The organism is Symbioplanes lichenis (genome assembly GCF_030709675.1).
Lineage (GTDB): Bacteria > Actinomycetota > Actinomycetes > Mycobacteriales > Micromonosporaceae > Actinoplanes > Actinoplanes lichenis.
The window spans coordinates 71,306-91,036 of sequence record NZ_JAUZQD010000001.1; the positions used below are offsets into that span (position 1 = coordinate 71,306).

At 70.8% G+C, this 19,731-nt stretch carries 16 protein-coding genes; 9 read left to right on the top strand and 7 right to left on the bottom strand.

All coding sequences use genetic code 11. The features are described 5' to 3' along the window. Window positions 1-870 carry a dioxygenase family protein gene (locus RAN62_RS00315; RefSeq protein WP_305782363.1) on the top strand — a complete coding sequence of 290 codons (870 nt, stop codon included), beginning with the start codon at window positions 1-3 and terminating at the stop codon, window positions 868-870. Here RAN62_RS00315 and RAN62_RS00320 read toward each other — a convergent pair. Then, a complete protein-coding gene (locus tag RAN62_RS00320; RefSeq protein ID WP_305782364.1) occupies window positions 825-1,844 on the bottom strand; it encodes a phosphotransferase family protein in 1,020 nt (339 codons plus the stop codon). The two genes, RAN62_RS00315 and RAN62_RS00320, sit on opposite strands and share 46 nt — an antisense overlap. Window positions 1,845-1,943: 99 nt before the next feature. Further along, window positions 1,944-2,768, bottom strand: coding sequence for an SDR family oxidoreductase (locus RAN62_RS00325; protein WP_305782365.1), 825 nt, complete (start codon window positions 2,766-2,768; stop codon window positions 1,944-1,946). A 154-nt stretch (window positions 2,769-2,922) separates the two neighbouring features. Between RAN62_RS00325 and RAN62_RS00330 the strand changes: the two genes are divergently transcribed. The 5 genes from RAN62_RS00330 (at window position 2,923) to RAN62_RS00350 (ending at window position 8,598) form a co-directional block, all read left to right on the top strand. Continuing rightward, window positions 2,923-3,441 carry a SigE family RNA polymerase sigma factor gene (locus RAN62_RS00330; RefSeq protein ID WP_305782366.1) on the top strand — a complete coding sequence of 173 codons (519 nt, stop codon included), beginning with the start codon at window positions 2,923-2,925 and terminating at the stop codon, window positions 3,439-3,441. Further along, window positions 3,438-4,280, top strand: coding sequence for a hypothetical protein (locus tag RAN62_RS00335; RefSeq protein ID WP_305782367.1), 843 nt, complete (start codon window positions 3,438-3,440; stop codon window positions 4,278-4,280). Before RAN62_RS00330 ends, RAN62_RS00335 begins: the two co-directional genes overlap by 4 nt. Next, window positions 4,277-5,338 carry an amidoligase family protein gene (locus RAN62_RS00340; protein WP_305782368.1) on the top strand — a complete coding sequence of 354 codons (1,062 nt, stop codon included), beginning with the start codon at window positions 4,277-4,279 and terminating at the stop codon, window positions 5,336-5,338. Before RAN62_RS00335 ends, RAN62_RS00340 begins: the two co-directional genes overlap by 4 nt. Window positions 5,339-5,488: 150 nt before the next feature. Further along, a complete protein-coding gene (locus RAN62_RS00345) occupies window positions 5,489-6,370 on the top strand; it encodes a hypothetical protein (RefSeq protein WP_305782369.1) in 882 nt (293 codons plus the stop codon). A 2-nt stretch (window positions 6,371-6,372) separates the two neighbouring features. Continuing rightward, entirely contained in the window at window positions 6,373-8,598 is a 2,226-nt protein-coding gene (locus RAN62_RS00350) for a DEAD/DEAH box helicase (RefSeq protein WP_305782370.1), read from the top strand. 75 nt (window positions 8,599-8,673) lie between these two features. Here the strand turns inward: RAN62_RS00350 and RAN62_RS00355 are convergent, their stop codons facing one another. The 3 genes from RAN62_RS00355 to RAN62_RS00365 all read right to left on the bottom strand — a co-directional run bounded on the left by RAN62_RS00355 (window position 8,674) and on the right by RAN62_RS00365 (window position 13,377). Beyond that, on the bottom strand, window positions 8,674-10,275 hold the full coding sequence (locus RAN62_RS00355) for a rhamnogalacturonan lyase B N-terminal domain-containing protein (RefSeq protein WP_305782371.1): 1,602 nt from the start codon (window positions 10,273-10,275) through the stop codon (window positions 8,674-8,676). A gap of 5 nt (window positions 10,276-10,280) precedes the next feature. Continuing rightward, window positions 10,281-11,711 (bottom strand): pectate lyase, encoded by a 1,431-nt coding sequence (locus tag RAN62_RS00360; RefSeq protein WP_305782372.1) that lies wholly within the window; start codon window positions 11,709-11,711, stop codon window positions 10,281-10,283. Window positions 11,712-11,844: 133 nt separating this feature from the next. Continuing rightward, window positions 11,845-13,377, bottom strand: a complete 1,533-nt coding sequence (locus tag RAN62_RS00365; protein ID WP_305782373.1) for a M4 family metallopeptidase — start codon at window positions 13,375-13,377, stop codon at window positions 11,845-11,847. Window positions 13,378-13,486: 109 nt separating this feature from the next. Between RAN62_RS00365 and RAN62_RS00370 the strand changes: the two genes are divergently transcribed. Beyond that, window positions 13,487-14,290, top strand: coding sequence for an SDR family oxidoreductase (locus RAN62_RS00370; protein WP_305782374.1), 804 nt, complete (start codon window positions 13,487-13,489; stop codon window positions 14,288-14,290). A 107-nt stretch (window positions 14,291-14,397) separates the two neighbouring features. Here RAN62_RS00370 and RAN62_RS00375 read toward each other — a convergent pair whose 3' ends face one another. After that, complete coding sequence (locus RAN62_RS00375) at window positions 14,398-14,943, bottom strand: hypothetical protein (RefSeq protein ID WP_305782375.1); 546 nt, start codon at window positions 14,941-14,943, stop codon at window positions 14,398-14,400. A gap of 158 nt (window positions 14,944-15,101) precedes the next feature. Here RAN62_RS00375 and RAN62_RS00380 point away from each other — a divergent pair, with 158 nt between their 5' ends. After that, window positions 15,102-17,996 (top strand): GH92 family glycosyl hydrolase, encoded by a 2,895-nt coding sequence (locus RAN62_RS00380; protein WP_305782376.1) that lies wholly within the window; start codon window positions 15,102-15,104, stop codon window positions 17,994-17,996. A gap of 76 nt (window positions 17,997-18,072) precedes the next feature. After that, window positions 18,073-18,369, top strand: a complete 297-nt coding sequence (locus RAN62_RS00385; protein WP_305782377.1) for a type II toxin-antitoxin system Phd/YefM family antitoxin — start codon at window positions 18,073-18,075, stop codon at window positions 18,367-18,369. A gap of 48 nt (window positions 18,370-18,417) precedes the next feature. On the opposite strand, the gene RAN62_RS00390 is transcribed toward RAN62_RS00385, so the two are convergent. Beyond that, window positions 18,418-19,620 carry an MFS transporter gene (locus RAN62_RS00390; protein WP_305782378.1) on the bottom strand — a complete coding sequence of 401 codons (1,203 nt, stop codon included), beginning with the start codon at window positions 19,618-19,620 and terminating at the stop codon, window positions 18,418-18,420. Window positions 19,621-19,731 lie beyond the last annotated feature (111 nt).

Below are 19,731 nucleotides of genomic sequence, written 5' to 3' on the forward strand. Positions count from 1 at the left end.
GTGAACAACCGACCGGCGGCCGCGTACGACGCCTTCCTCCCCGACGCGCTGGCCCGGGCCCGCGCCCAGCAGGCCTGGACCCCGGCCGACGGCCCGATGCCGGCGATGTACCTGAGCCACGGCGCCCCGCCGCTCTTCGACGACGGCCCGTGGCTGCGCGAGCTCGCCGGCTGGGCGCAGTCGCTGCCCAAGCCCAGGAGCATCCTCATCGTCTCGGCCCACTGGGAGACCGCGCCGCTGATGCTGTCGGCGAGCACGGCCGGCACGCCGCTGGTCTACGACTTCGGCGGCTTCGACCGGCGCTACTACGAGATGACGTACGCCACCCCCGACGCCACCGCCCTGGCCCGCCGGGTGGCCGCGGCCATGCCCGACTCCGAACCGGTGTATCAGCACCCGCGCCGGGGCCTCGACCACGGCGCCTGGGTGCCGCTGATGGCCATGTATCCGCTGGCCGACGTGCCCGTCCTGCAGATGAGCATGCCGACTCACGACCCGGCCCGGCTGCTCGCCCTGGGTGCGCGCCTGCGGGAGCTGCGGTCCGAGGGCGTGCTGGTCATCGGCTCCGGCTTCATGGTCCACGGGCTGCCCTTCCTCACCCGCGACATGGTGCGGCACGGCGCCGTCCCGGCCTGGTCCGCCGACTTCGACGCGTGGGCCGCCGACGCCCTCGCCCGCGGCGACGTCGACGAGCTGGCCGCCTATCAGCACCGGGCACCCGGCATGCCCTATGCGCACCCGACCCCGGACCACTACACCCCGCTCTTCATCACCCTGGGCGCGGCGGCGGACCCCACCGCCCCGGTACGCACGGCGATCGAGGGCTACATGCTGGGCTTCTCCAAGCGCTCGTTCCAGACCGTCGCCTGACGGTCCGCGCTCCACGCCGTGTGACGGGCGCGCAGCACCTCCGGGGTCAGGTCCGGCCGCCCGAGCTCCCGGTAGTTGTCCGTCCAGTTCTCGACGTCCGCGTACGCGTTGGCCAGCGCGAACCGGTCCCACGCCGGCACGTCCGCCACCCGCACCCCGGCTGCCGCCTCGTAACCGGCCAGGAACTCGCCGGCCGCACCCACCCCGAACAGCAGCACCAGATCGAGCCGGCACCACCCCACGTCGAACCCCCGCGGCGCGACGCAGGCCCCCGACCAGTCGACGATCCCGCTGACCCGGTCGCCCTCCCACAACACATTGCCGCACCAGTAGTCGAAGTGGCTCAGCACCCGCGCCTGCCCCGCCAGCCGCTCCCGCTCCACCGGCCGATGCGCCGGCCCACTCCCCGGCCCGGCCACCACCATCCCGTCCCGGAACGCCGGACCGACCGGCACCGCCGTGCCGTCCGGAAACGCCGCACCGCTCCCAGCCGTCGCCGCGCCATCCGCGACCGGCCCGCCGCTCCCAGCCACCGCCACGCCCTCCGGGGCCGGCGCACCTGGGCAGCGCCGAACGGGCACCGCCGGGCCGACCGGCACCGCGTGCAGCCGCGCCAGCGCCGCCCCGAGCGCCACCGGCCGGGCCACGGTGATGTCCGCCCGCCCCGGCACCACGGTGGTCAGCACCGCGGGCACCCCGAGCCGCTCCCCCGCCGGATCCTCGGCGACCAGCCGGGGCGCCAGCCCACCGAGCCCGTCCAGCGCGGCCAGGACGGCCCCCTCCCGCCCGGGCGCCGGATCACCCGCCGGAAAACACCGCAGCACCACCCGCTCCGGCACGCCCCCGGTCGTGAGCAGATGCGTCACCGCGTGCGTGCCACCGGTCAGCCTCCGCCCCCCGATCACCGGACCGCCGACGGCCTCCGCCACCCACTCGACCGCCCCGGCGGGCAGCTCTCCCCGCACATCTCCCATGACCGGTCATCCTGCCGCGCCGTCCCAGGCCGGGCACCTCCACCTGACATCTGGCCGAAGCGTTGCGGGTGGCCGTCGCGGGCCGGGCGCAAGCCGCTCTCAGCCCTGGGCCTCCTGGGCGAGCCAGTCCCACTTCCGCCACTCGGCCAGCCGCGACTCGTAGTCCGCCGTCGCGATGCCCAGCGGTGCCGCGCCGAAGAAGACCCGCAGCGGCGGCTCGTCGGCGTCGACCAGCTTGAGGATCGCCGCGCGCGTCGCGACCGGGTCGCCCGGGTCGGTGACGCGCTTCTTGCGGCTCTCGGCCGCCACCTCGCGCACCTTCTCGTACGCGGGAAGCGGGGTCGCGTGCCGCGCCGACGAGCCGGCCCAGTCCGTCGAGAAGCCGCCCGGCTCCACCAGCGTGACCTTGATCCCGAACGCGCTGACCTCCTGCGCGAGCGACTGGCTGAAGCCCTCGAGGGCCCACTTCGACGCGTTGTAGATGCCGATGTTCATGAACGCCGAGATGCCGCCGATCGACGACACCTGGATGATGTGCCCGCCGCCGGAGTCGCGCAGGTAGGGCACCGCCGCCTGCGTCACCCACAACGCCCCGAACACGTTCGTCTCGAACTGCGCCCGGGCCTCGGCCTCGCTGATCTCCTCGATCATGCCGAACTGCCCGTAGCCGGCGTTGTTGACCACGATGTCGAGCCCGCCGAACCGCTCGTGGGCCTGCCGCACGGCCGCGAACGCCGCCTCGCGGTCGGTCACGTCGAGCGCCAGGGGCAGGATCTTGTCGCTCCCGTAGCGCTCGACCAGGTCGTCGAGGCTCGCGGCGTCGCGGGCCGTGGCCGTCACCGAGTCGCCGCGCTCGAGGGCGGCGATCGCCCACTCGCGGCCGAACCCCCGGGACGTGCCCGTGATGAACCAGGTCTTCGCCATCCGGTCCTCCTGAAGGCTGTGAGGTGTACGCCCCCAGTCTTCTCCGTTCCGGGCGCCGGCACCCACCTGACGGCACGCGAGGAAGCTCACGGTTATTTTCGAGAAACTTCAGAACCCGTTGCACAACACCGGCGGGAGGCGCGTCATAGAGGACGTGACCTTCGAGCAATTCGCGATGGCCCGCCTGCCCAGCCTGCTGCGCTACGCGGTCGTGCTCACCGGCGACCGGGAGCTCGGCCAGGACGTGGTGCAGGAGGTGCTGGCACGCGCCCAGCTCAAGTGGCGGCGCATCAGCGAGGCGGACTCCCCCGAAGCGTACGTCCGGCGCATGGTGCTCAACGAGTACCTGTCCTGGCGGCGCAGCTGGGCCGTCCGCAACGTGCACGCGGTCGGTGAACGGCTGGCCGACCTCGACGACCAGCGGCGCGGCGTCCAGGACCACGCCGACAGTGTCGTCGAGGCCGACGCCCTCTGGAACAGGCTGGCCACCCTCGGGCGCAAGCAGCGCGCCGTGCTCGTGCTGCGCTACTACGAGCAGCTGGACGACAACCAGATCGCCGACCTGCTCGGGTGCACCCCGGCCACCGTCCGCAGCCACGCGTCGCGGGCCCTCAAGACCCTCCGGCTGTCCCCGGAGTTCCGCACCAGGATCCACGCCCAGGAGAAGTCGTGACAGATCACGAAGAGCAGCTGCGTGAGGCCTTCGGCACGCGCGAGAACGACACCCCCGACCCCGCTGCCGTCTACGCCCGGGTGCAGGAGTTGTCGCAGACCTACAAGCGCCGCCGCCGGGGTGCCCAGTTCGCCGGCGGTGCGGTGCTCGGTGCCGGTCTGATCGTCGGCGCCTTCCAGGCCCCGGCCCTGTTCACCAACCCGTCCGCCGGCAACGACAGCACCATCGTCGCCCCGGCCGCGGCCCCGTCCCCCTCGGGCCCGTCGGACAAGGCGCTCGCGGCGGTCAAGGCGGCCAGGCAGAGCGCCGCGGACCGGCCGCGGCTGGACGCCTACTTCGCCGCCGGCTACGACTACGACGACGCCGTCAAGCTGGCCCAGGCCTGGAAGATCAAGCACGGCGAGGACCTCACGGCGGTCAAGGCCAAGGCCGGCCAGGAGCTGCTGGACGGCAAGAAGCTGCCGGTGCAGCTCTCCGCGGCCGAGAAGGCGCAGGCCAAGGAGGACGCCGCGCTCAACGCCTTCTTCAACGCGGGCTACGACTACGACGCCGCGAAGAAGCTCGCCCAGATCTGGAAGCTCGACGACCCGTCCGACGCCAAGGTCGCGGCGGGCAAGAAGCTGCTCGCCGGCGAGGAGCTGCCGGTCAAGGCGACCCCGGTGGAGCAGCAGAGCGAGCAGGAGGCGAAGCAGGTCGACGCCTTCTTCGCGGGCGGCTACAGCATGGACGACGCGGCCGAGCTGGCCGGGATCTGGAAGCTGCCGACCCCGTACGACGCCAAGGTCGCCGGCGGCGAGAAGCTCCTCGCCGGACAAGCCCTGCCGATCGACCCGCAGTGACCGACCCGCACCGGCGCATCGGGTTCGAGATCGAGCTGACGGCCCCGCCAGGTCACAGCCGCCGGACCCTCGCGGAGGACCTGGCCACCCGCCACGGTGGCCAGGTCCGCCCGGTGTGGCACCACGACAGCGAGCCGTCCCTGGTCCCGGGGCTCGGCCGCTTCCTGCACCTCACCCAGGGCTTCGAGGTCACCCGCGCGGACGGCACCCCGCTGGTCACCCTGGTCGACGACGTCACCCTGCTCGACGACCTCGATCCCCGTACGCCCCCCGCGCCCGGCTGGTACCGCATCCTGAGCGACGACGCGCGCCTCCTCGCGCTCCTGGCCACCGTCTGCGACCCGGGCGCCCCGCTGGCGACCGTGCTCGACCCGGCGGCCACGCTGTGGCGTACGGAAGTCGAGAAGCTGGGCCCGGTGCACCGCCTCGACCTGCCGCACGGTGCCACCATCGCCCTCGCGGCACCCCAGGGCGGCGAACGCGAGCGCCCGTGCGAACTCGTCACCCCGCCCCTGGCCACCGGGCACACGGCCGCCCTCGACGCCCTGCTGGGCCCGGCCCGCGACCTCGGCTTCACCGTCCCCGCCGAAGCCGCCGTCCACCTCCACGTCGACGGCGCCCCCTTCCACGCGGCGCCCGCCCTCGCCAACGTGATCCGCCTCTTCGCCCACTGGCGCGACCCCCTGCGTACCCTCCTCGCCACCAACCCCAACTGCCGCCGCCTGGCCCCCCTCCCGGCCCCCCTGGTCGCCGCCGCCGACGGCACCCCCACCTTCGACGACCTGCGCCGCGCCGCCGACGAGGGCGAACTGACCAAGTTCTACGACGTCAACCTCACCCAGCTCTTCCGCCCCGACCCCATCCGCGACACGGTCGAGATCCGCATCCTCCCGGGCGCCATCCGCACCGAGGACATCATCAACCGGGCCGCCCTGGTCGACCTCCTCCTCGCCCGCTGCGAAGACCCGGCCCCCATCCCCCGCCCACCCACCAGCCCCGCCGCCGCCCAGGACGCCCTCCTGGAACTGGCCGCCGAGGCCCTCGCCGACCGATCTTGAGTCACGGCCGCCAAACCGGAAAAGGTCAGCCATCCGGCGGAGCCTGACCTGATGCGGAACCCGTGAATCTTTGTTCATCGATCATTGATACGCCCGCGACGCAAAGTGGATCGTTGACACGGCCGACGCGACGGCAGAAGTATGTCAACGGTGACCGAGGCATTCACAGAATCCGCTGCGGTGCTCCCCGGGGCCGCGTTGTGCCAAGGCGACGTGTTCGTCTTCCTCGACGAGAATCAGCACCTCGACAAATGGCAGCGCGCCGGAGTGGTCGTCACGGCCGACTGCGATCTTGCGAACAACAAACATGCCGGCATCGTGTCCTATGTGCCTGTTCTGCCGCTCAAGGAGTATCTGGCGCATCGCCTTCTTCCTCGCTACGCCGAGGATCAGCGCCAGCGCCACCTGAAGTCTCTGACCGGGCGCATCCGCGAATTGGAGCAGGGGCGCGGTGCCGGCCCCGGGCTGTCCTCGCGTGCCATCGAGGCATGGGCGGCACAGGCCGACGGCGCAGCTGAGCTGATCGAGCACTTCGGCCCGCTGCCCGCGGAGACCCAGCGCCTCATCACGGCAGCGGTCACCTCCGTGCAGAAATGCACTGCCGCCCGGCATATCGACGATTACGACGAGATGTTCGCTCTTCTGGAAACTCTTCAGCCGAGCACCACGAAGTCCAGGAAGACGGCTGCCGACCGCTTGAACGACGATATTCTCAATCGTCTGCGTAATCTGCCGGGCGACTCGTTCTTCATGAGTTCGCTGGGGGCGGATCACACCGGCGGCTTCGTGGCCTATCTCCGGCTGGTCCGAGAGATTCGCAGTCAGCAGATCGCCCTGAGCTATCACGACCAGAGCCTTCGCGGCGTGGTGGCGAAGCGGATCTCGCGATTGCGCGCACCTTATGTCTATCGGCTGACCCAGCTGCTGGCGGAGGTGTTCGCCGCCATCGGCCTGCCGGACGAGTACGAGGAGTCCCGGGCGGCCGTCTTCGAGGCATGCCTGCGTCCGCTCACTCCGGCGGGTGCCGCCTGACCATGACTCTCCACCATGTCTTCAGCATCGCCTCGTTGCAGGCCTGTCTCACCTCGGCCGGCCCGTCCTGGTTCGCCCGGATGCCCGGCGCCGAGTGCCGTGGCTGGCAGGTCGAACGCGTCGAACTCGGTGACACCGTCCACTTCGTGCACGAGTCGGACGAGGGGCCGGACCGGCGCATCGTGATCATGGACCAGGAGGACGAAGGCGTCGCGAACGGCCGATGGAAGAAGAAGACCGTTCTCGAACGGATACATCGAGCCGCGATAGTCGCCGGCCTGAGTCGCATGTCGCTGCCGCGCGAATGGCACGCCTATCACCACGACAACCTCTTCTCGTTCTTCGGCAGCCCGCGCGACCGCAGCGACAAGACGATGCGCTGGACAGCGGAAATCCGGCCGAAGGGCAATCCGGACGTCCTGTTCTGGCGGCTCGTGTCGGAGAAACACTTCATCACGCTCGAAAGCTTCCGTCCCGACCACTCACGCTACGAGGACGCCGTGGCCTTCTGGGACGAGGCGGTGGCCGAGGCACGATCGCGATTCGGCCGCACCTCGCCCCGCACCCCGTCGCTTTCCCCGACGGTGGCACTGGAAGCCACGTTCAACGCCACGGCGGGCGGCCGCACCTACTCGGAGTGGCTGCCCCATCTGAGCCACGACCAGGCTCGCTTTCTCGACAAGAAGCCTCCGGTCAAGCTCCGTGGACCGGCCGGCACCGGCAAGACGCTCTGCTTGCTGCTGAAGGCCGTCAGAGAGGTGACCGAGGCACGGAAGCGAGGACAACGGTGCAGGATCCTCTTCCTCACCCACAGCTGGGCGATGGAGGCCCAGGTAGATCATTTGCTGGAAACCATGGGCGAGGAGCAGGCGGTCAAGGACATCGACGTCTTCCCCTTGTTCAGTGCGGGAAGCATGCTCATGGACAGCAAGCTGCCGCCTGGTCTCCGATCTCTCGGTGAAGACAGTCATGCGGGCAAGCAGGAACAGATGGTCCGCGTCCGCGCGCTCATAGCACGGGCGCTGTCCACGGACTGGCCGGCTTATCGCAGCCGGTGCCGCGCCGATTTCGCCGAGGCGGTGGAGAGCGCACCCGACTCCGACCAGCATCTGCTCTTCGCCTGGGGGGTGCTGAACGAGTTCGCCTGCGTTCTCGGGCCGGAGGGCATCGTTCCCCGCGGGTACAGCGCTGGGCAGGAATATCGCGAGTTGCCTCGCTCGTCGTGGATGATGTCGCTCGAGACGGACGGCGAGAAGGATTTCGTCCTCGGGCTTTACGGCGATTACGTCGACGGCCTGCGCCAGGACAATTTGATCAGCGCTGACCAGGTCGTCAACGACTTCGTCAAGGATCTCGAGAAGAGCAGCTGGCAGGCGCACCGGCGGATGACCGACGGCTATGACCTGATCTTCGTCGACGAGCTGCACCTCTTCAATGAGCAGGAACGTCGCGCCCTGCACCATCTGAGCCGCGATCCCAGCGTCTACCCCAAGATGTTCATGGCCCTCGACCCGCGGCAGTCCGCGGAAATGGTCTATACGGGCGTGTCCGGGCGGGCCCTGACCCGTGAGGACTCCGCCCAGGGCAGTCAGGCACTGGGAGAAGTCGAGCAATTGTCCCTGACCCGCATCCATCGCTTCGGCCGTGAGGTACTCGGGTTGCTGCGCCACATCAACAAGAGCTGGCCACAGCTGGACCTGGGCGAGGATTGGGAGCTCGACCTCGACCAGGTCGGCTCGGACGGCGCGGCGACCGAGGTGCCCCGGCTGCACCATCACATCACCCGGCAGGACGAGGCCACGGCAGCTCTGCGGTCCTGCCGTACCTGGGCTTCGCGGTCGGAGAACGGGCGCATAGCCGTCGTGCTGGTCGATCGGGAGGCCCTCGACCTCTACGCGGAGACGGCAGCGCAGACCGACGCCTGCCGGCTCAACGTTCTGACCAGCCGGGACGACGTCGCGAGTCTGCAGTACGAGAAACGCACCGTCGTGCTGGGACCCGCTGAATACGTGGCCGGCCTCCAGTTCGACACCGTCATCGTCGCCGGCTTGCCCCGGATGCGTCGTGGTGCCGGCTGGCCTCAGACCCGCTACTTGCTTTCCCAGCTCTACCTGGCCATCTCACGAGCCAGTTCCCATGTGGAGATCCATGTGAACACCGACAGCGGCAAGCTCCCCGAGGTTCTCGAGAGCGCACTGAAGTCGGGACATCTCCGCCGGGCGGAGTGACTTCCCGGTGACGGCGAACCGGCCCGGTCCCCAGGGGCAGTGGGAGCGGGCCGGTTCGATACCGCGGGGAAAGCTTTACGCGGGGTCCAGGGCCAGGGCGTCGAAGACGTAGTTCGGGCTCAGGAACGTCGCGCCGCTGCTGCCGCTGATGGTGGCGATCGACAATGTGTTGGTGCCGGTCTTCAGGGCGGTTGCCGGGATGGTGAAGGTGTAGGTGGCGTTGACGCCGCGCCAGGTGCCTCGGGTGATGCCTCGGCTGTCGAGGTCGGCCGGGGCGGGTGAGGCGCTCGCGGGGGAGGTCCAGCCGCCGATGGTGATCTGGGGGCGGCCGCCGGCGAAGCTGCCGGTGGTGGCGATGCGGAGGCGGGCGCCGGCGGGCGGGACCGTGGTCAGCGGGAAGGTCAGGGCCAGGGGCGAGTTGACGGCCTTGAACTGGGCCATCGGCAGGGCGGCGGCATCCGCGACCGGGCCCGGCTGCCACGCGGCCATGCGGGTGTCGGACGGGTGCATCGTCTCGATCTTGTCGGCGTTGCGGAAGCCCGCGGGCGTGCCGTCGAAGGTGCCCAGCTGGAGCAGCGTGCCGGCCGCGGGCGGGTCACCGGCCAGGGTCAGCGACGCGGTGCCGCCGGCCGTGACGGTGACGGACTTGGTGCTGCCCACGGCGAGCTCCCCGGCGTACAGGGTGGCGGTGTATGTCCCCGGCCTGATGTGGCCGATCACGAATGCGCCGCTCTTGACCGCGCCCCAGTACTGGCCGGCGGTTCCGGCCAGAGCGACCGTGCCGTCGAGCTTGCCCCGCCAGGAGCCGGTCGCGGTCCCCTGCACGGCGCCGCGCTGGGCGTCGCTCAGCAGACCCGGGATGTACGCGGACAGGAAGTCGAGGCTCCGCCCGGCCGGCGCGGCCCCGTCCGTCAGCGACATGTAATACGGTCCGTGCAGGCCCAGCCGCAGCGGCTCGGTCTGTTCGTGACCGCTGAACATGTAGTGCGTGATGTTCACGGCCGAGCCGGTGTCATTGACCTCGATGTCGCGGAAGAACGGGCCGCCCGAGCTCATCTCGTGGCTGCCGCCGGTGAGATAGACGCCGTGGCCGTTGCCGCTCGCGCCGAAGGGCTGCTGCGTGATGAAGCGTTGCGAGCTGTAGAACTTCGACGCCGTCCGGCCGTTGCCGAAGGCGAAGACGTCCGAGCCCTCGACGGTCGCGGTCGAGTTCGCCGTCCTCGCGGCCGCGGGCGACGTGGTGAGCAGCGACGACTTGAGGCGGGTGATGAAGCGGGCCTCGCCGGGGTTCAGGGCCTTGGTGATGTTCGTGGCCAGGTAGACGGTGTTGTCGTTCTTGCGGGCGAAGTAGTACATCGTCACGCCGATGCCGCTGTTCGCCACCGTCGTCAGCAGGGCGCCGTTGCTGAACGTCTTGCTGGTGACGGTCGCCGAGTCCCAGCCCGACTGGAACTGCCCGGCCGCCTGACCGGAGGCCGCCAGCTCGACGCCGTTGTGCTTCAGCGACGTGATGTTGCCGTTCGTGCCGTTGATGATGAAGCTCATGCCCGTACCGCTGTCGAAGCTGACGTTGGCCGCGGCCGAGGCGAGATGCTGCCGGCCGACAAGACCAGCCCCGACGAGTACGGCCGCAGCGGTGCACGAGGCGGCGATGAGTCGCGTGGATCGACGGGCCATCGTCGTCAGCCCTTCGTCACGTGGGAAGCCTTGCAGGACACGCCGTCCGGCTCGTCACCGACCTGCGTCGGCTCGCCGCTCGTGACGCCCTTGAACAGCGCGCACACGTCGGTCTTGGCCGTGTCGCCGACCAGCTTCAGGCCGTCGATGACCGCGGTGTCGCCCAGGTTCGGGTTGATGCCGACCACGGCCTTGACGGGCGCGGTGATGGTCACGTCGAGCACCTGGACGTGACGGGCGTACTGCTTCGAGCAGTTGCCGCACGAGCGGTAGAGCTTGCCGATGTTCTCGGCCTGGAAGTTCTTGATGATCATCGTGCCGGGCCCGTTGTGCTGGAACGTCTTGTCCGAGGCGCTCTTCGCGCCGCCGCCGTTGATGGTCATCGTCTGGCCGGCCGAGGTGCCCTTGAAGGTCGCGGCGTCCTCGCCCACGTCCAGCCACCAGACGTTGGTCAGCGTGCAGGTGCCGAGGCAGTGGACGCCGTCGGCGGCCGGGCTGCCCAGGATGACGTTGGAGAGGGTGGCGCCGTCGGCCAGGTCGAAGAGCGCGTCCTGACCCTCCTCCTGCCCGTCGCCGCCGAGGTCACCGGTGCCGACGAACTGGGTGTTCCCGCCGTCGAAGGAGCCGGTGATCTTCTTGGTGGCGCTGAGCTTCTCGGTCTTCGTCGCCGTCGGCCACTTGGAGGCGACCGGTGCCGCGGTGGCCGTGGGGGACGCAGTCTTGGTGGGAGAAGGCGTGGGCGACGCGGTCTTCGTGGGAGAAGGAGAAGCGGTCACGGTGGGCGTCGGCGCCGCGGCTGACGTGCTCACCTTCACGTCGTCGAAGGACGCCGACGCGGTCGTGGTGACCAGCCCGACCCGGCCCTTCGCGAACTTGGCGCCGACGGTGCCCGACGCCACCTTCACCCCGTCCGCGTACCCGGTGATCGACGAGCCGCTCACGTCCACACGCAGCGTGTGCCACGCGGTCGCGGCACTGGCCAGGGTCGCCGAGCCGAGCACGGTGACGCTCGAGCCACGTACCTCCTCGAGCCGGACGGCACCCGGGACCAGCACCAGCCGCTCGAACTGGCTCGATCCGGTCGCGCGGGCCGCGATGCCGGCCGTACCGGCGCCGGTCAGGCTCACGGCCTTGACCCGTGCCTGCAGCGAGTAGTCCGCCCAGCCCTCGTCCCCGGCGAACATGCGCGCGAGCGCGCTGCCCGCGTTCGCCTGGCGCAGCACCTTGGTGTCGTCGGCGACGACCGACCAGCTGCCGCCGGACTTGGCCCAGCCCGAGGTGCCGCCGTCCTCGAAGGTCGCGCTCAGCGAGGTGCTGTCCGCGAACGCCGTCGCGGTGATGCCCGCCGCCGCGACCACCACGGCGGCGAACCCGCCGACCACCGCGGCGCGGCGCCGCCGCCGACCACCCGGTTGGGCCTGACCTGCGTGTGTCATCCGATTGCCTTCCCGATCAACTCGTCGAACGTGCATCAAGTGGCCCGCGGCGCCGGGAAGGTTGTTCAAGAGATCCTTAAGAACGCGGAAGGGCCGGCGCGCGGGCGCCGGCCCTTGTCGTGCGAGGTCGCGATCAGCAGGTGGGCTCGCCCGACTGCGCCGGTACGCTCACCGCGGTCCACGCCGCCTTGACGGTGTTGAACTCGGTGCAGCTGCCCGGGTAGAGGGTCTTCGCGGCCTGCAGCGTCCAGACGCGGTACTTGAGGTACGACGAGCTGGACGTCTTCAGCAGCATGGCGTTGTACATGATCTTGATGGCCTTCTGGATGCCGAGGCCCGTGATCGTCGTGCTGTTGCACGTGGTGCTGGCCGGCTGGCCGTTGCCGCTCGTGCCCTGGGCCAGCAGGTAGAACCAGTGGTTGCCCGGGCCCGCGGCCGCGTGCACCTCGTCCGACGGCGTGCTGCTGGAGTAGCAGTTGTCGTCACCGGCGAGCGACGGGTTGTACATGTACCGGATCGGGCCGCTGCCGACCAGGTTGACCTCCTCGCCGACCTGGTAGTCGGCCGGGTCGTTGGGGTTGGCCGCGTACGCCTCGGTGGCCGCGCCGAACGTGTCGGCGACGAACTCCTGGGTGCCGCTGCGCGAGATCCCGCCCGGGGTCTTGTCGTCGATGCCGTGGCCGAGCTCGTGCCCGACGACGTCGGCCGACGAGATCCACTTGCCGGCCGTGTTCTTGCCGATCTGGACCTGCGTGCCGTCGTAGTACGCGTTCTGGTCGTTCAGGCCCACGCGGATCGGCCACGCGCCGCCGCTGCCGTTCTGCCCGTTGCGGCCCAGCCACGCGGTCAGCATCGCGTTCTGCTTCTGCGCGACGTAGAGGGCGTCGACGCAGCCCGTCTCCTTGCTGGTGCCGACGCCGTTGCCCCACACGTTGTCCGTACCGGAGAAGGTGGTCCGGGTCGACGCGTCCTGGCAGCTCAGGTTGGTGACCGCCGGGTCTTTGAGCGAGTAGGTCGAGCCCGACTGCGTGGTGTTCAGCGACACCGAGCCGTTGATCCAGCCCGTGCCGGTGCCCGTGACGTCGGTGACGTGCTCCTCGGTACGCAGCACCTTGCCGCTCGCCGCGTCGACGTCGACGGTCAGCCGGCTGACCCCCTCGGCCGTCGTCCCGTTGATCGTCGACTCCCAGGCCAGCGCCGCGGCGCCGCCCTCGGGCGCGACGACGACGAGCTCGGTGCCCTCGACGTTCGCGACGGTCCTCAGTTCCTTCTTCGCGACGGCCAGCGCGGCGGCCGCTGTCAGCGCCGGGGTCGTCGACAGCTCGCCGATCGCCCGGTCCTGGGCGACCGAGGTGAAGCGGGTCTGCCCGAGGGCGTCGGTCGCCACGACGAAGTCGCCGCCGCGCACCTCGAGCCCCTTGTACGTACGCTCGAACGGCGTGTAGGTGACACCGGCGGAGACGATCGCCGCCTGCTGCTGGAAGGTCTCCGCCGCGCCGGCGTGCAGCGAGGCGGGCCGGGTGGCGACGAAGGCACTGGCGGCCTTGGCCGGGTCGGCGGGCGCGGGTTTCGCACCGAGCGGGGCGGCGTGGGCCGACCCGGCGGCCAGCACCGAGGCGGCCGCGGTGGCGACACCCAGGGCGATGGCGAAGGGCTTGCGAGCCATGCGTACTCCTTCGAGGGGGGAGAAGGCTGACGCTAGTTATCGACCCGCGCCGATGAATCAGGGAAAACCCTCGCCGTGGGGATATCGAAAGACCCCTACCATCTCCGGTATGTCACGAACGGCATTGATCACCGGAGCCTCGTCCGGCATCGGCCGCGCCACGGCCGCCCTGCTCGTCGCGCGAGGCTGGACCGTCGTCGGTACGAGCAGAGCCCCGGAGAGGATTCCGCCGGACGAGCGCGTCCCCGGCGTGGAGTACGTCGCGCTCGACGTCGCCGACCCCGCCTCGGTCGAGGCCCTCGCCGGCCGCCTCAAGGACGTCGACGCCCTGGTCAACAACGCCGGGCAGAGCCACGCCGGCCCGCTGGAGGATCTGCCCCAGGACGTGCTGCGCCGGCTCTTCGAGATCAACGTCTTCGCCCCCGTACGCCTGGCGCAGCTGGCCCTGCCCGCCATGCGCGAGCGCGGGTCGGGCCGGATCGTCATGGTCGGCTCGATGAACGCGTCGTTCCCGATGGCGTACCGGTCGCTCTACATCGCCACGAAGGCCGCGATCAAGGGCTTCGCCGAGGCCGCCCGGGCCGAGTACGCCCCGTTCGGCGTGTGGCTGACGACGGTCGAGCCCGGCTCGATCAGCACGGGCATCAGCGAGCGGCGCGTCACCGACATCGCGCCGGGCTCACCGCACCACGCCGACTACGAGACGCTGCTGGACCACATGCGGCGGATCGAGCGCGCGGGTCCCGTACCCGAGAAGATCGCCGAGGTCATCGTGCGCGCGCTGGAGGCCGACCGGCCCCGGCAGTTCTACGCCCTGGGCAGCGGCGCGCCGTGGGTCTTCCTGGTGCAGCGGCTGATCCCCCGGTCGCTGATGGCCAAGGCCACGAACCGCAAGTTCGGTCTGAAGCGGTGAGGGCCGCCGCGGTGAAGACCGGGCGGTGAAGGCCGCCGCGGTGAAGGCCGCCGCGGTGAAGGCCGCCGCGGTGACGGCCGCCGCGGTGACGGCCGCCGCGGTGACGCTCAGCCGGTGATGCGGTGGTAGCGGTAGACGGCGTAGCCCACCCGTTTCGCGCGGGGCAGCGACACCACCTTCCGCCGCATCCCGTCGGCGCTCCCGCTCTGCTCGATCACCCACACCCGCGTGCGCGTGCGGTCGGCCCACGCCTGAACCAGCTGTACGTGCTCCCCGGCCCGGTTCCACGGCATGAGCAACAACAGAGCGTCGCCGCGCCGGAGCTCCCGCCACGGCACCCGGCCCGCCACGCTCGGCAGCTCCCAGGTGACGAGCGCCCGCCCCTGCCGGCGCGGATCGAGCGCCCACGCCATCGACACGAACCCCGAACAGTCCGGCCGATAGCGGCGCCCCCGGTTCACGTCCCACCGAGCGTTCGCGTTGTTCTGCGAGTAGCTCAGATCCCGCCGCAACCAGTCCGCCGCCCGCCGCATCACCGCGTCCCGGCTGATCGTCCCGCCGTAAACGACAGCAGCCCGCGCCGGCACGGCAGGCACGAGCACGGCGGCCACTGCGATCGCGGCAACCAGGCGCCGCACCCCCCGGACAGTCACCGGTCCACCATGCCGGAGCAGCCCCGCGCGACGTGGCAAAACCGGCGAACTGTCCGCCTCGCGCCCGGAGTTGATCTTCCGTACTCCTGATCGTTGTGTGATGGTCTCCTCAGGACGTGACAGTGACCTGAATCCATGTCGAAGCAGTGAGGGAACGCATGCCTGGGTGGAGTAGTGGACGCGCCGTGCGGCGGGGGCTCGTGGCCGCCGGCGCGCTGGTGCTGATGTCGTCGACGGCGGCCGTCGCGGGGCCGAAGGAGATCTCGGCGTTCGACGCCGTGAACCAGTTCATCGGCACCGAGCTGGACCAGACACAGAACAAGAGCAACGACGCGTACGGCAACACCTTCCCCGGGGCCGCGGTGCCCTTCGGCATGGTGCAGCCGAGCCCGACCACCTGGGCCGAGGGCAACGCCAACGTGGGGCAGAAGGGCGGCTACGAGTACACCGCCTCGCTGATCCGCGGCTTCGGCCTGACCCGTTACCAGGGCACCGGGTGCACCGGACGGTTCGGTGGCTACGAGTTCCCGACCATCCCGTACGCGGGCGAGCTGACCGGCGGCGTGCTGCCGTCGAGCCCCGCGACGACCATCAAGGACTACTACCTGCCGTTCAGCCACGCCAACGAGGAGTCCCAGCCCGGGTACTACTCCGTGGAGACTGACAACGGTGTCAGGACCGAGCTGACGGCCACCGCGCGGACCTCGGTGAGCCGGTTCGACTTCCCGAAGAGCGGCGACTCGTCGCTGATCCTCGACGTGTCCGGGCCCAACAACCGGACGTTCGGCAGCGAGGTCACGATCGACCCGGCGACGCGTACGGTGTCGGGCTGGATGTACGGCACGGACGTCTGCGACGTGGGCAACCTCTACAAGGCCTACTTCTCGACCACGTACGACAAGCCGTTCGAGTCGTACGGCACGTGGACCGACGACACGCTCACCGCGGGGTCGGCGCACGCGCTGAAGAGCACCACGGACACCGGGGTCGACTACCGCCACGACACCGGCGCGTGGATCACGTTCAAGCAGGGATCGAAGGTCGTCGCCAAGACCGGCTTCAGCTACACCAGCGTCGCCAACGCGGCCCTCAACCGGGACACCGAGGTCGGCCGGGACGGCTTCAACGACGTCAAGCACGACGCCAAGGACCTGTGGGAGGACGCCCTCGGCACGATCGACGCCGACGGCGGCAGCACCGAGCAGCGGACGAAGTTCTACACCGCGCTCTACCACGCCTTCATGAACCCGAACGTGCGCGACGACGTCAACGGCCAGTACGTGGGCTTCGACGACAAGGTGCACACGGTCGACAAGGGTCACCACTTCTACAAGAACATCAACTTCCCGGGCTCGGGGTGGGACGGCTACCGCAGCCAGGTGCAGCTGGTGGCGCTGACGTTCCCGCGGGTCGCGACCGACATCAACCGGTCGATCGTGGCGCTCACCCAGCAGAAGGGCTCGTGGGCGCCGGGCGCCGCGCGCATGCAGGGCGACAACTACCAGGTCATCCTGGCCACGCTCGACGACATGGGCGCAACCGACTACGACCGGGCCGCCGCGCTCGCCTCGATGAAGGCGACCCAGGTCCTCCCGGCGACGAAGACTTCCCGGTCGGACGGCTACCAGTACTTCTCGACCGGCCTGATCGAGAACGCCAAGGGCGACTTCGCGACCTCGCGCGTGCTCGAGTACTCGATCGACGACTTCGCCATCGCGCAGATGGCGCAGCGGCTCGGCGACCGGGCCGCGTACGACTTCTTCGCCGCCCGCTCGCAAAGCTGGATGAACGTCTTCGACCCGCAGTCGAAGCACATCCTGCCGCGCTCGCGGAACGGCTTCGACCGCACGTTCGACCTGCGCGTCCGTGACGACTCGGCCGGCCGCGGGCAGTTCAACCAGTCGACCGGTTACCAGTACGGCTGGCTCGTCCCGCACAACCTGTCGACGCTGATCGCCGCGCGGGGCGGGGTCGCCGCGTCGACCGCCGCCCTCGACACGCTGATGGCGCAGCTCGACGCCGGGGCGTACACCCAGACCGGCAACTACCTGTCCAACCAGCCGGCCTTCGGCACGCCGTGGGTCTACAACTGGCTGCAGGCGCCGGCCAAGGGCACCGACGTGCTCTACCGCGCGGTGACCGAGATGTACGACACGACGCCGTCCGGCCTGCCCGGCAACGACGACACGGGCGCGCTGAGCGCCTGGTACGTCTTCGCCAACCTGGGCTTCTACCCGGCGATCTACGGCACCGGCGACCTCGTGATCAGCGCGCCCATGTTCGACAAGATCGTCATCGCACCGGTCGGTGGCCCCAAGCTGAAGATCAACGCCTCCGGCGTGCAGTCCGGCGCCCGGTACGTCACCGGCCTGCGCGTGAACGGCAAGGCGCAGACGGCGTCGTGGCTGGACAGCTCCGTCGCGCGGACGGGCGGCACCCTCGACTTCGCCATGAAGTCCACGGCCGGCTCGTGGGGCACCGGCGCCGCGGACGTCCCGCCGTCCTACACCGACGGCGCCGACGCCCGGAACAACGCCGGCACCACGCCCGACGGGCAGGGCAACCTCGGCTCACTGGACTTGAGCGACTGGTCGCTGTCCCGTACCACCCTGGCCGCGCAGGGCGTCACGCCCGGCGCGACCGTGCCGGGCACCGCGTTCACGTGGCCGTCGGCCGCGCCCGGCACGCCCGACAACTGGATCCCGCACGGCCAGAAGGTCCCGGTCGGCCGGGTCGGCTCGACCGTCTCGTTCCTCGGCCTGTCGACCAACGGGCCCGCCGCCGGCACGGCCGTGGTCACCTACACGGACGGCACGACCCAGGACGTCGCCTTCGCCCTGAGCGACTGGGCGGCCAACCCGGTCGCGGGTGAGACGGCGGTCGTCACGCTCGCCGGCCGCAACAACGCCAACGGCACGGCCGGCACCGGCACGTTCCGGATCTTCGCGTCGCCGGCGGTGGCGCTCGACCCGGCGAAGACGGTCGCCACGGTCACCCTGCCGCAGTCCACCGACAAGGGCATCATGCACATTTTCGACGTGGCGGTGAGCTGACGCCCGAACGCCGCCGGGACCATCGCGTCCCGGCGGCGTTCCGCCGGTCCCCGCACCGGCGGATAGGCTGGCCGGCATGGCTCACGAGGTTCCGGTGACGCAGGCCCGCGCGGAGTTCGCCGATCTGATCAACCGGGCGTCCTACGGCGGCGAGCGCATCGTGGTCACCCGGCACGGCAAGCCCATCGCCGCGCTGATCTCGGCGGCCGACCTCGAGCGCCTGCAGCGCCTGGACGAGGCCGAGAGCAACCAGCAAGCGACGATCCTGCGGCTGGGCGGTGGTCCCTCCGCCTTCTCCGGTACGCCCGGAGCACCGGCCGCCCCGCGTCCGCTGGGTGCCGCGGCCCAGCACGACCCGCCCGCCTCGAGCTGACCCGCGACGAGCCCGGCCGGCGCTTCGGAGCAGCACCGTCCGCCCGCCTCAGGCTGACGCGCGACGGGCCCGGGCGACCGCCACCACGCCCGCCGTGACCAGGCCCAGGAGCACCGTGCCGCCGCCCGCGACCAGGAACGCCGGCCGCGCCCCGTACGTCGTCACCAGCACTCCCCCGGCGCCCACGCCGACCGGCCCGGAGAGGATCAGCACGGTCCGCCGCGCCGCCAGCACCGACGCCAGCGCCTCGCGTGGCGCCGACCGCTGGAAGACCGCGAGCGTGATCGCGTGGTAGGGCGCGTAGACGAACCCCGCCACCGCCATGCACCCGGCCGCGGCCACCACGGGCAGGTCCCACCCGAGCGGCAGCAGCGCCGCGCCCACCCCGAGGACGATGCCCGCCACGACCGGGCCCGCCGGCCAGTCCCGCAGCCAGCCGGCGAGCAGCCCGCCCGCGACGGCGCCGCCGCCGAAGGCCGTGAAGTACCACGCGAGCACCGTCGCGGGCGCCTGCTGCACGTCCGACACCAGCACGGGCAGCCCGACCTCCACCGGCCCGTACAGCGCGTAGAAGAGGAACGTCAGCCCGGCCAGCCCGAGCAGCCGCCGGTCGGCGAGCAGGACGCCGAAGCCCGGAGACCCCGGCTCGGATCGTGGCTGCCTGTCTCCGCCGAGCCCCCGGCACGTCACGGCCAGCACGGCGAAGCTGACGGCGTCGGCGGCGAGCACCCACGTCGCACCGACCCGCTCGATCAGCAGTCCCGCGAGCAGTGGACCGGCGAGCACCCCGGTCTGCCCGAGCATGGCGAGCAGCGCGTTCCCGGCGACGTGGTCCCGCTCGGGGAGCAACTCCGCCAGCAGCGTGTACGTCCCGGAGGAGCCCCAGGCGTGCAGCAGCGACGACATCGCGAGCAGGATGACGTACAGGCTGATCGACAGTGACCCGGACGCGGCCGCGACCGGGATCGCCCCCAGCGTGACCGCGCGCAGCGTCGAGTCCCACGTGACGAGCTGGGCGCCGGGCCGATCGCGGAGCAGCCGGGAGAAGAGGAAGGTGCCGGCCGCCCCCGGGAACGTGAACGCGGCCACCGCGAGGGCCACCCACAGGCCCCGATGCTCGTCCGGCGCGAGCTCCAGCGCGAGCCAGCTGACGGCGACGGCGCTCATCCCGTCCCCGAGCGCCGACGCGGCGTACCCCGGCAGCAGCCGGCGCACAGCGGGGTGCCGCAGCACCGGCCCGTACGGCGTCATGAAAGCTCCTCATCCACGTGTACGTCCTGTAAATATTGTACAGAACAAGTCCGGAGTGATCGGCGTCCAGGTCGGACCGTCCGGATGGTGTGCCGCGGCGGCGGCCCGGCG